Source organism: Pseudomonas sp. Root569, assembly GCF_001427465.1.
GTDB classification, from domain to species: domain Bacteria; phylum Pseudomonadota; class Gammaproteobacteria; order Pseudomonadales; family Pseudomonadaceae; genus Aquipseudomonas; species Aquipseudomonas synxantha.
Genome location: NZ_LMGQ01000012.1, coordinates 153,272 through 165,532, shown reverse-complemented (window position 1 = coordinate 165,532; position 12,261 = coordinate 153,272). Strand labels below are relative to the sequence as shown.

10 protein-coding genes are annotated in these 12,261 nt (G+C 58.3%); 6 read left to right on the top strand and 4 right to left on the bottom strand.

Annotation, left to right across the window (positions count from 1 at the left end):
• The first annotated feature begins 211 nt into the window (after positions 1-211).
• The 4 genes from ASD70_RS12445 to ASD70_RS12430 are packed head-to-tail and all read left to right on the top strand — an operon-like array spanning position 212 to position 4,877.
• A complete protein-coding gene (locus ASD70_RS12445) occupies positions 212-685 on the top strand; it encodes a MarR family winged helix-turn-helix transcriptional regulator (RefSeq protein WP_046068677.1) in 474 nt (157 codons plus the stop codon).
• Positions 682-2,133: an efflux transporter outer membrane subunit gene (locus ASD70_RS12440; RefSeq protein ID WP_056846582.1), complete on the top strand. Its 1,452-nt coding sequence runs from the start codon at positions 682-684 to the stop codon at positions 2,131-2,133. Before ASD70_RS12445 ends, ASD70_RS12440 begins: the two co-directional genes overlap by 4 nt.
• Before the next feature lie 15 nt (positions 2,134-2,148).
• Positions 2,149-3,348, top strand: coding sequence for an HlyD family secretion protein (locus ASD70_RS12435; protein ID WP_046068675.1), 1,200 nt, complete (start codon positions 2,149-2,151; stop codon positions 3,346-3,348).
• Positions 3,348-4,877 carry a DHA2 family efflux MFS transporter permease subunit gene (locus ASD70_RS12430; protein WP_046068674.1) on the top strand — a complete coding sequence of 510 codons (1,530 nt, stop codon included), beginning with the start codon at positions 3,348-3,350 and terminating at the stop codon, positions 4,875-4,877. Before ASD70_RS12435 ends, ASD70_RS12430 begins: the two co-directional genes overlap by 1 nt.
• A gap of 93 nt (positions 4,878-4,970) precedes the next feature.
• On the opposite strand, the gene lpxH is transcribed toward ASD70_RS12430, so the two are convergent.
• Complete coding sequence (gene lpxH / locus ASD70_RS12425; protein ID WP_032880584.1) at positions 4,971-5,720, bottom strand: UDP-2,3-diacylglucosamine diphosphatase; 750 nt, start codon at positions 5,718-5,720, stop codon at positions 4,971-4,973.
• Positions 5,717-6,223, bottom strand: coding sequence for a peptidylprolyl isomerase (locus ASD70_RS12420; protein ID WP_056846581.1), 507 nt, complete (start codon positions 6,221-6,223; stop codon positions 5,717-5,719). Before ASD70_RS12420 ends, lpxH begins: the two co-directional genes overlap by 4 nt.
• Positions 6,224-6,484: 261 nt before the next feature.
• Between ASD70_RS12420 and ASD70_RS12415 the strand changes: the two genes are divergently transcribed.
• Both ASD70_RS12415 and cysS read left to right on the top strand, forming a co-directional pair.
• Positions 6,485-8,185 (top strand): glutamine--tRNA ligase/YqeY domain fusion protein, encoded by a 1,701-nt coding sequence (locus tag ASD70_RS12415; RefSeq protein WP_056846580.1) that lies wholly within the window; start codon positions 6,485-6,487, stop codon positions 8,183-8,185.
• 21 nt (positions 8,186-8,206) lie between these two features.
• Positions 8,207-9,589 (top strand): cysteine--tRNA ligase, encoded by a 1,383-nt coding sequence (gene cysS / locus ASD70_RS12410; protein WP_056846579.1) that lies wholly within the window; start codon positions 8,207-8,209, stop codon positions 9,587-9,589.
• 111 nt (positions 9,590-9,700) lie between these two features.
• Here the strand turns inward: cysS and ASD70_RS12405 are convergent, their stop codons facing one another.
• Both ASD70_RS12405 and ASD70_RS12400 read right to left on the bottom strand, forming a co-directional pair.
• Complete coding sequence (locus ASD70_RS12405) at positions 9,701-11,059, bottom strand: toxin-antitoxin system YwqK family antitoxin (protein WP_056846578.1); 1,359 nt, start codon at positions 11,057-11,059, stop codon at positions 9,701-9,703.
• Positions 11,060-11,507: 448 nt separating this feature from the next.
• On the bottom strand, positions 11,508-12,203 hold the full coding sequence (locus ASD70_RS12400; RefSeq protein ID WP_056846577.1) for a peptidase E: 696 nt from the start codon (positions 12,201-12,203) through the stop codon (positions 11,508-11,510).
• Positions 12,204-12,261 lie beyond the last annotated feature (58 nt).

Sequence of the window (12,261 nt, the reverse complement as noted above, 5' to 3'; positions counted from 1 at the left end):
GGGGGCTTGCTCCCGATAGCGATCGGTCAGCTACAAACAAGTTGACTGACATACCGCTATCGGGAGCGGGCCCCCTCCCACATTGGTTTTCATTTCACTCCAGCCTTCAGCCAACTACCAAGCAACCTAATAATTCCATTTGACATTCGCTGCCTAAGCAGTAACATCTCGTCACACATTCACTGCCTAGGCAGTAATAAGGTGACTTTCGATGCCTCACTTCACCCCTGACAACTTCCACAACTGCCACCTCGGCCTGTTGCTGGGCCGCGCCGCGATTCTCAAGGACCGCATCATCGACACCCATATGGAACCCCACGGCATCACCGCCGCGCAGTTCAAGGTGTTGATCATCATGGCCCAGTTCGGCGTCGACACCCCGGCCGAGCTGTGCCGCAACCTGTCCCTGGACAGCGGCTCGATGACGCGCATGCTCGACCGCCTGGAGCAAAAAGACCTGCTCAGCCGCAAGCGCTCCGAACTGGACCGCCGCCAGGTGCAGTTGGTGCTGACCGCCGGCGGCCAGCGCCTGGCGGACATGCTGCCGCAGATCGGCGCCCAGGCCCTTAACCAGTTGGCCGGCGTACTTGAACCGGGCGAGCTGGAAACCCTGGAGCGGATCCTGAAGAAAATGCTCATCGCTGCGGGTGACCCCATCACTATCCAGCGGGTAGGTAAATCATGAACACACGCGCATTCAGCCTGGTGCTGGCGGCGATGACGTTGGCCGGTTGCGCCAATTACAGCGGTCTCGACACACAAGGCCAGCGCCTCGACGCCAATACCCTGCAAACCGGTAAATCCCTCGGCGGCATGACGTTGTCGAACGCTGCCTGGCCGGCTGCCGACTGGTGGAAAAGCCTTGGCGACCCACAGCTCGACAGCCTGATCGCCGAAGCCCTGCAAAACAGCCCCGACATGCAAGTGGCCGACGCCCGTGCCCATCAGGCCGAAGCCGCTGCCTATGCCGCCAACGCTGCGCGCATGCCAACCCTGGATGCCAGCGCCGGCGTCAGTCGTTCGCGCCTGGCCAAGGACCAGGACCCTCGCGGGCAGGGCGATGCGTACTCGACGGTGCGTAATATCGGCGCCAGCTTCAACTACAACTTTGACCTGTGGGGCGGCCAGCGCGCCGCCTGGGAAGCCGCCTTGGGCGAGGCCCGCGCCGCGGAAGTCGACCAACAGGCCGCACGCCTGACCCTGGCCGCCAACGTGGCCAAGGCCTACAGCGACCTGGGCCAGGCGCATATCGTGCGCGACCTGGCGGTCGACGACCTCAAGCGCACCCGCCAGATGCTCGACCTAAGCAAGCGCCGCCTGAGTTCCGGCATCGACAGCGAATACCAATACCAGCAGACCGAGAGCCTGGAAGCCAGCTCCCAGTCGCAGCTGATCGATGCGGAAAAACAACTGCAAAGCGCCAAGATCGCCCTGGCGGTGTTGCTCGGCAAAGGCCCGGATCGGGGTAGCGAGTTGGCCCGTCCGGCGGTGCTCAAGCCCAGCGCCGTCGCCGTACCTTCGGTATTGCCCGCCGAGCTGCTCGGCCGTCGTCCCGACCTGATCGCAGCACGTTGGCGGGTAGAAGCGGCGAGCAAGAACATCGACGCAAGCAAGACCCGCTTCTACCCCAACCTCAACCTGAGCGCGAGCGCCGGGGCCGAGTCGTTGCTGGGGGACGCGATGTTCGGTTCGGCCAGCCGTTTCTTCAACATTGCACCGACGATTTCGCTGCCGATCTTCGACGGCGGCCGCCTGCGTGCCGACCTCGACGCCCGCGACGCCGATTACGACCTGGCCGTGGCCCAGTACAACAAGACCCTGGTGCAAGCCTTGGGCGATATTGGCACCACCCTCTCGCAACTGCGCGACACCGGGCGGCAGATCCAGGCCCAGCAACATGCCGCCGACATCGCCCAGCAGTCGTACGACACCGGGGTGCAGCGCTACAGCTCAGGCATCGGTAATTACCTGGATGTGCTCAGCATCGAGCAGCAATTGCTGCAGGCCCAGCGTCAGCTGGCGGCCCTGAATGCGGCGCAGATCGACCTGTCGATTCAACTGATGCAGGCCCTGGGTGGCGGATACAACGCCAGCAACGTGGCTGCGACCACCCCAGCTACACGCACGGAATAATTTGAGGTATTTGTCATGGCCACTGCCGACAGCAACAACGCAACTGAACAACCCAAAGACAACAACCCACGCAAACGCAAAGTGATGCTGATCGGCCTGGCGCTGATCGTCATCCTCGGTGCCCTGGGTGTGTGGGGCTGGTACGAGTTCTACGGGCGCTTTAATGAAAGCACGGACGACGCCTACGTGAACGGCAACGTGGTGGAAATCACCCCGCTGGTCACCGGCACCGTGGTCAGCATCGGCGCCGACGATGGCGACCTGGTGCACGAAGGTCAGGTGCTGATCAACTTCGACCCCAACGATGCTGCCGTCGGCCTGCAAAGTGCCCAGGCCAACCTGGCGCGCACCGTGCGCCAGGTACGTGGCTTGTACAGCAACGTCGATGGCATGAAAGCCCAGGTCAATGCACAGAAGGCCGACGTGCAAACTGCCCAGGACAACTACAACCGGCGCAAGACCCTGGCTCAGGGCGGCGCGATCTCCCAGGAAGAACTGTCCCACGCCCGCGACAGCCTGACCGCCGCCAAGAACGCCTTGACCAACCTCGAGCAACAACTGAAAACCACCAATGCCCTGGTGGATGACACGGTGATTTCGTCGCACCCCGACGTGCAAGCTGCCGCCGCGCAATTACGCCAGGCGTACCTGGCCAATGCGCGCAGCACCTTGATCGCGCCGGTCACCGGTTATGTAGCCAAGCGCACCGTGCAACTGGGCCAGCGCGTGCAGCCGGGTACCGCACTGATGGCGGTGATCCCGTTGGACCAGCTGTGGATTGATGCCAACTTCAAGGAAACCCAACTGCGTGACATGCGCATCGGCCAGCCGGTGGATATCGAGTCGGATATCTATGGCAGCGACGTCAAGTACAGTGGCACCGTCGATAGCCTCGGCGCCGGCACCGGCAGTGCATTCGCCCTGTTGCCGGCGCAGAACGCCACCGGTAACTGGATCAAGATCGTGCAACGGGTGCCGGTGCGCATCCATATCAACGCCGAAGAGTTGGCCAAGCACCCGCTGCGGGTGGGCCTGAGTACCGTGGTGAATGTGGACCTGCACGACCAGAGCGGCCCGGTGCTGGCGCAACAGGCGCCGCAAAAGGCGTCGTTCACCACCAATGTGTATGAGCGCCAGTTGGCCGAGGCCGATGCCATGATCAATCAGTTGATTCATGACAACAGCGTCGCCGCTCCCAAGGCTGCGCAACGCTGATGAGCAATAACGCCTCGTTCACGCCACCCAGCCTGTTGATGGCCACTATTGGCCTGTCGCTGGCGACCTTTATGCAGGTGCTCGACACCACCATCGCCAATGTGGCGTTGCCGACCATCTCCGGCAACCTGGGCGTGAGTTCAGAGCAGGGCACCTGGGTCATTACTTCGTTCGCGGTGAGCAACGCCATTGCCTTGCCGCTCACCGGCTGGTTGAGCCGACGCTTCGGCGAGGTGAAGCTGTTCCTGTGGGCGACCATCCTGTTTGTGCTGGCGTCGTTCCTCTGCGGCATCTCCACCTCGATGCCCGAGCTGATTGGCTTTCGGGTGCTGCAAGGCTTGGTCGCCGGGCCGTTGTACCCAATGACGCAGACGCTGTTGATCGCCGTCTACCCACCCGCCAAGCGCGGCATGGCCCTGGCGTTATTGGCGATGGTCACGGTGGTGGCGCCGATTGCCGGGCCGATCCTCGGCGGCTGGATCACGGACAGCTACAGCTGGCCGTGGATCTTCTTTATCAACGTGCCCATCGGTATCTTTGCGGTGATGGTAGTGCGTGCGCAGTTGAAGAAACGCCCGGTGGTCACCAGTTACCAGCCAATGGACTACGTTGGGCTGCTGAGCCTGATCGTCGGGGTCGGCGCCTTGCAGATCATTCTCGACAAGGGCAATGACCTGGACTGGTTCGAATCCAACTTCATCATCATCGGTGCGGTGATCTCGGTGATTGCCCTGGCGGTGTTCGTCATCTGGGAAATGACCGACAAGCACCCGGTGGTAAACCTGCGGTTGTTCGCGCACCGTAACTTTCGCATTGGCACCATCGTGTTGATCCTCGGCTACGCGGGCTTCTTTGGTATCAACCTGATCCTGCCGCAGTGGCTGCAGACCCAGATGGGCTACACCGCCACCTGGGCCGGGCTGGCGGTGGCACCGATCGGTATCCTGCCGGTGCTGATGTCGCCGTTCGTAGGCAAGTACGCGCACAAGTTCGACCTGCGCCTGCTGGCGGGCCTGGCATTCTTGGCGATTGGCTTGAGCTGCTTCATGCGCGCAGGCTTCACCAACGAAGTGGACTTCACCCACATCGCCCTGGTGCAGCTGTTCATGGGCATTGGCGTGGCGCTGTTCTTCATGCCGACCTTGAGCATCCTGATGTCCGACCTGCCGCCGCACCAGATTGCCGACGGCGCCGGGCTCGCGACCTTCCTGCGCACCTTGGGCGGCAGCTTCGCGGCCTCGCTGACCACCTGGATCTGGATCCGCCGTGCAGACCAGCACCATGCCTACATGAGCGAGAGCATGACCCCCTACGACTCGGCGACCCGCGATGCCATCCAGGCGCTCGGTGGAGCAGGGCAGAAGGCGTACGCGCAACTGGACCAAGTCCTCACCAGCCAGGCGTACATGATGTCCACCGTGGATTACTTCACGTTGCTGGGGTGGATGTTCATGGGGTTGATGTTGCTGGTGTGGCTGGCCAAACCGCCATTTACCGCAAAGGCAGGGCCAGCAGCCTCGGGCCACTGATAGCCAAGGCTGAAATGCAATCAAACTGTGGGAGGGGGCTTGCCCCCTCCCACAGTTTAATCTCTGTTCACATTGACCAGTGGTGTTTGAGAGTCAGGCGCCAGGCAATGCCAACTGCGGGTTGACGAAGTCAAACGCCGCCAGTTGAAACCCTTGCTCATCCACCTGCAACGCCCAGCCTTGCTTGTCCCAGTCCCCCAGTACAATACGCTTGGCCGCCTGGTCGCCAATCTGCAACTTGTGGATCGCCGGGCGGTGGGTGTGGCCGTGGACCAGGGTGTGCACGCCGAACTGCTGCATCACCCGTGGCACTTCTTCAGGCGTGACGTCGACAATGTCATTGGCCTTCATGCGCACCTGGGCGCTGCTCTCACTGCGCAACTTGCGCGCCAGTTTGTGACGTGTGCCCAAAGGCAGGTGACGCAGGATAAACAACACAATCGGGTTACGCAGGATGCGCCGCAGCTTCATATAGCCAAGGTCGCGGGTGCAGAGGCTGTCGCCGTGCATCAGCAACACAGGCTCGCCATACAATTGCACGACACTCGGGTCCTTGAGCAAGGTGGCGCCTGCCGCTTTGCAGAACGCCTTGCCGATCAGGAAATCGCGGTTGCCATGCATGATGAAAATCGGGGTGCCGCTGTCGCTCAGTTCACGCAACGCCGCACAGATGGAACGCTGGAAGGGGGTCATGCCATCGTCGCCGATCCAGGCTTCAAAGAAGTCCCCCAGAATGTACAACGCCTGGGCGCCACGGGCGCGGCCGTGGAGCAGATCCAGAAACGCCCGGGTAATATCCGGGCGTTCCTCTTCCAGATGCAAGTCTGAAATCAGCAATATCACGCTTCGATGATCTCGGCTTTCTCGATGATCACGTCTTCTGCTGGAACGTCCTGGTGACCGGCCTTGGACGTCGTGGACACGCCTTTGATCTTGTCGACAACGTCGGTGCCTTGGGTGACTTTACCGAACACCGCATAACCCCAGCCCTGCACATTCTTGCCGCTGTGGTTGAGGAAGCTATTGTCGGCGACATTGATGAAGAACTGCGCGGAGGCCGAATGCGGCTCCATGGTGCGGGCCATGGCGACGGTGTACTTGTCGTTGGAAAGGCCGTTGTCCGCCTCGTTCTGGATGCTTGGGCGCTTGTCTTTCTTCTCTTTCATGCCAGGCTCGAAACCGCCGCCCTGGATCATGAAGTTACCGATGACACGGTGGAAAACGGTGTTTTCGTAGTGGCCGGCTTTCACGTATTCGATGAAGTTGGCGACGGTGATCGGCGCCTTGTCGGCGTTCAGCTCGATGACGATGTCACCGTGGTTGGTGGTCAGTTTGACTTGAGTCATGTTCACTACTCTTTTCAGGGAATTCGTGGGTTTGGGCGCCTGGGCGCCACGACCGGTTTGGCCAGGCTTGGGCCAAGACGCGCAGTTTAGCGTGCCTTGCAGGAATTTCGAGGTGGTTTTTTACCGCGCCTGTCATTAAAGCAGCAATTAAAGCAGCAGTTTTCGACCGCGCTCTGTCAGGTGGTTGACAGCTTCGGCTATGATAAGCCCTTTGTTTTATCTGGCCTGACCCGGCCACGAACCTGTCTGTTCAAGGATCCTATGAGCAAGCCCACTGTCGACCCTACCTCGAATGCCAAGGCCGGACCTGCCGTCCCGGTCAATTTCCTGCGCCCGATCATCCAGGCGGACCTGGATTCGGGCAAGCACACGCAGATCGTCACCCGCTTCCCGCCAGAGCCCAACGGCTACCTGCACATCGGCCATGCCAAGTCGATCTGTGTGAACTTCGGCCTGGCCCAGGAGTTCGGTGGCGTCACGCACCTGCGTTTCGACGACACCAACCCGGCCAAGGAAGACCAGGAATACATCGACGCCATCGAAAGCGACATCAAGTGGCTGGGCTTCGAGTGGTCCGGTGAAGTGCGCTACGCCTCCAAGTATTTCGACCAGTTGTTCGACTGGGCCGTCGAGCTGATCAAGGCTGGCAAGGCCTATGTGGACGACCTGACTCCGGAGCAGGCCAAGGAGTACCGTGGCACCCTGACCGAACCGGGCAAGAACAGCCCGTTCCGCGACCGTTCGGTGGAAGAAAACCTGGACTGGTTCAACCGTATGCGCGCCGGTGAGTTCCCGGACGGCGCTCGCGTGCTGCGCGCCAAGATCGACATGGCCTCGCCAAACATGAACCTGCGCGACCCGATCATGTACCGCATTCGCCATGCCCACCACCACCAGACCGGTGACAAGTGGTGCATCTACCCCAACTACGACTTTACCCACGGCCAGTCGGACGCCATCGAAGGCATCACCCACTCCATCTGCACCCTGGAGTTCGAAAGCCATCGCCCGCTGTACGAGTGGTTCCTGGACAGCCTGCCGGTGCCGGCGCACCCGCGCCAGTACGAGTTCAGCCGCCTGAACCTCAACTACACCATCACCAGCAAGCGCAAGCTCAAGCAACTGGTGGATGAAAAGCACGTGCATGGCTGGGACGACCCACGCATGTCGACCTTGTCGGGCTTCCGTCGTCGTGGCTATACCCCGGCGTCGATCCGCAATTTCTGTGAGATGGTCGGCACCAACCGTTCCGACGGCGTGGTCGACTACGGCATGCTCGAGTTCAGCATCCGCCAGGACCTCGACGCCAACGCCCCCCGCGCCATGTGCGTGCTGCGCCCGTTGAAGGTGGTGATCACCAACTACCCGGAAGACCAGGTCGAGCACCTCGAACTGCCGCGTCACCCACAGAAAGAAGAGCTGGGCCTGCGCAAATTGCCGTTCGCCCGCGAAATCTACATCGACCGCGATGACTTCATGGAAGAGCCGCCCAAGGGCTACAAGCGCCTGGAGCCGAACGGCGAAGTGCGCCTGCGCGGCAGCTACGTGATCCGTGCGGACGAAGCGATCAAGGACGCTGACGGCAACATAGTCGAGCTGCGTTGCTCCTACGACCCGGACACCCTGGGCAAGAACCCTGAAGGCCGCAAGGTCAAGGGCGTAGTCCACTGGGTGCCGGCCGCCGCCAGCATCGAGTGCGAAGTGCGTCTGTACGATCGCCTGTTCCGCTCGCCGAACCCCGAGAAGGCTGAAGACAGCGCGAGCTTCCTCGACAACATCAACCCTGACTCCCTGCAAGTGCTCACTGGTTGTCGTGCCGAGCCATCGCTTGGCGACGCACAGCCGGAAGACCGTTTCCAGTTCGAGCGCGAAGGTTACTTCTGCGCGGATATCAAGGACTCGAAACCTGGTGCTCCGGTATTCAACCGTACCGTGACCTTGCGAGATTCGTGGGGCCAGTGATTAAGTCTTAAGGGAAACATCGTGCTAACGATCTACAACACGCTCAGCAAGACCAAAGAAGTCTTCAAGCCCCTGGATGGCAACAAGGTGCGCATGTACGTGTGCGGCATGACCGTGTACGACTACTGCCACATCGGCCACGGCCGCAGCATGGTGGCCTTCGACCTGGTGACCCGCTGGTTGCGTTTCAGCGGTTATGACTTGACCTATGTGCGCAACATCACCGACATCGACGACAAGATCATCAACCGCGCCAACGAAAACGGCGAGGCGTTCGACGCGCTGACCGAGCGTATGATCGCCGCCATGCACGAGGACGAGGCGCGCCTCAACATCCTCAAGCCCGACATGGAGCCGCGTGCCACGGACCACATCCCTGGCATGCACGCGATGATCCAGACCTTGATCGACAAGGGCTACGCCTACGCCCCGGGCAACGGTGACGTGTACTACCGCGTCGCCAAGTTCATGGGCTACGGCAAGCTGTCACGTAAAAAAATCGAAGACCTGCGCATCGGTGCGCGCATCGAAGTCGACGAAGCCAAGCAGGACCCGCTCGACTTCGTGCTGTGGAAAGCCACCAAGCCAGGCGAGCCAAGCTGGGAGTCGCCTTGGGGGGCCGGGCGTCCGGGCTGGCACATCGAGTGCTCGGTGATGTCCACCTGCTGCCTGGGCGAGACCTTCGACATTCATGGCGGCGGCAGCGATCTGGAGTTCCCGCACCACGAAAACGAAATCGCCCAGAGCGAAGCAGCCACCGGCAAGACCTACGCCAACGCCTGGATGCACTGCGGCATGATCCGCATCAATGGCGAGAAGATGTCCAAGTCCTTGAACAACTTCTTCACCATCCGCGACGTGCTGGAAAAGTACCACCCGGAAGTGGTGCGTTACCTGCTGGTGTCCAGCCACTACCGCAGCGCCATCAACTACTCGGAAGACAACCTCAAGGACGCCAAGGGCGCCCTGGAGCGGTTCTACCACGCGTTGAAAGGCTTGCCAGCGGTGGCACCTGCTGGTGGCGAAACGTTCGTGGCACGCTTTACCGAAGTCATGAACGACGACTTCGGCACGCCGGAAGCCTGCGCGGTGCTGTTCGAGATGGTGCGTGAGATCAACCGCTTGCGTGAGACTGATCTCGACGCGGCAGCGGGCCTGGCGGCGCGCCTCAAAGAACTGGCCAGCGTACTGGGTGTGTTGCAGATGGAAGCCGATGACTTCCTGCAGGCCGGCGCTGAAGGGCGTGTGGATGCGGCGCAAGTGGATGCGCTGATTCAGGCACGTTTGGCTGCTCGGGCTGGTAAAGACTGGGCGGAATCCGACCGTATCCGTGACCAACTGACCGCGATGGGTGTGGTGTTGGAAGACGGGAAGGGTGGGACGACGTGGCGGTTGGCTGACTGACCGTTGAAAGCTGCATGCTGAATAAAAAACGCCCCGACTGGTTCGGGGCGTTTTTTGCATATTGCTAAGTTTTTCGAATTAAACCTCTATTCGTGTCCAAGACCTGCATAGTCAGAGCGGAGGTCTCACCGAACACGGCTCTGAAATTTTTCCTGCTTGGTATTGGCAGTCTATCAACGTCCCGTCTCGGCCCCACTGCCGTGATTGTCCGTTTCTCTCGCCGTGTGCGTATTCGGTAGAATAAAGTTGAGTTCCATCCTCAGACCAACCTTGCATCTTTCCATGAAGTTTTCCATCTTTATAGATTGAGTGCTTTCTTTTTTGTCCGTTGTCATACCATTCTATGTCGTCGCCTTGGCGGTTATGATTTTCGTCTTGTTCCCATTGACTGACTTTTATGCCGTCAATGTTCCATTCGTGGCTTATTCTAATGCGCTGATTTTTATAGAGTGTTTGTGATTCGGTCTCGCCGTTTGCGAAATATTTGACGTCCCAGCCATCCAACTGCCCACGGTCATAATCTTGTATATTTTTTAGTGTGCCGTCTTCATAGTAATAATTTGATATTCCTGAGCGACTGCCGTCTAAGTATTTTTCCATGGATTCAGGATTTCCGTTAGCGTACAGTTTGACTCTTGGGCCATTTAGCACTCCATTTACATAATGCTCACGGATCTTGATTTTTCCTGTCAGGTCGTAAGTTATGTACTCGCCGTCAGTGATAATTCCGTTATTGTAATTTATAGATTTTTCAATTTTTCCGTTTTTGTGGCGAACAATGCTTTTTCCTTCACGTTGCCCCTGCGCACTCATTTCAATAGAACTCGAAATCATGCCGTTGCTATGAAAGGTGCGGAATTTATGGATGAATTTGCTCGCAGCATAGTCTTCATTGTCGACGAATCCATCGGCCGCAATCTTCTTAGTTTTTTTATCGTAGATATATACTTTCCAGGCTTTTAGTTTTTGGTCATAAGTTTGGGGTTGCTCTATGAAAAAAAGACTGCGCGCAGCTGGAACGGGTCGGTAATTCTTGTCTAGGTACATTTTTCCATCAATTAGCACATCTGTGAGTGATCTGCATATTTCACCCGTGCAGGTAGCGAATTTGGTTGCCATCGGTATTTTTCGATCACAATCGTGATGTGTGATAAATAGTGCGGCTCCATCATCAGCGTATTTTTTGATTTTCTTAACTTCTGCTAGGAAATTTTCGACAGGAACGCCGATGGAGTCCGGTGTGATATGCAGTTTAGAAGTGCCACAACTGTGTTCTGTCGAAAGCGTCAGGCGAACTGCCGCCATGAGCTTTACGCCGAAAGAGTTAGTGGTTTCTGTATCAATGTCGAGATAGGTTGCATTCATTTTTATATTTAGGATTGTCGATAAGTGAGTCTGTTCGGCTTGAGCGTATATTGCATTCGAGATGAGTGCTAGTGTCACGAAGAATTTCTTATATTCGAATTGCATCCCGATTGTCCATTAATTGACTTGTATAGAGAGGGTAAAGTTTTGGGTGGCGGCTGTGCGTGACTTCGATTTACGTTTGAGTGGAAGGTGTGCCCGCTGGAAACGCTCAATGGAGTATCGGGCACCAAAGAGAAGACTATGGGTCAATCGTTGACTACAAAGAAGCAAGGGTTTCTGGCGCGGACGTAGGATGTTTCTTTGGAAAATATGTCACGGTGCTTTACGTTGTTCGTGCTTGCGGGTGTTCAATAGCTGACGGTAAAAGGGGGGGGCTACTTGTACCAACATAGCGGCATCCCTCATCACTTCTACCTTTGAACACCGTTCAATTTAGGGCTGCTTCTTTAGGTGGACGCTGTGCGTCTAGAGTTTAACCGGGCTGCGAAACCCGGTCGCTGAATTTGCAGCGACCGCCGAAGATTAGGCGGCCATTTTCTGAGCGGCAACCCTAAAGAGCTGTAGGGCGTTTCCTTGCAATGGGCTCCGAAGTGCTGCTGAGTTCATATGCACTACCAGTCGTGTAGTTATGAACAGTCGCGTGGTATTCACCGTTCTTGAAATGCAGGGCAACTCCGTCATCCAGCGCGTAGGCGGGGCGTATGTTTTTAAGTCGAACCAGTTCAACAAACGAAGATTCTCTTCCCGCCTCTGAGCTGAAGTGCGGGCACAGCGCGCCAGGGAGAAAACCCAGCCCGTCGATCAGCGCATATACGCCCCCTGAGTCGGAATGCCCATGGTCGAACCAGCAGATAGCGCCGGCACTGACGCCGCAAAGCACTTTGCCGTGTTCCTGGGCTTGCTTCAAAAGGGCGGTCACGTCAAATTCACGCCAGATGGCCAACAAGGCTCGGGTGTTGCCGCCGGCCACATAGATGATGTCAGCCTGTTCAAACAGCGCGGCAACATGATCCAGGGCTGGAAAAGGCGGAATGAAAAACGTCAATGGCACAACGGTGCAGCCGGCGCTTTGGTATTTGAGCGTGAAGTCGGCAATCTTCGTACGGTCATCGCCATTGGCGGTGGAGATATAGAGCACCGTGGGCCGGGGTTTGCCCGACGAAGCGACGATATATTCGTCGATGCGGGTCATGCGCGTCATGTCTTCGCTGGACTCGCCGCCGATGACAATGATGTTTTTATCCATGGTGAACTCCTGTCTCAGCACAGCGGGCATACCCAGGTCTTAGGACATTTCCCAAAAT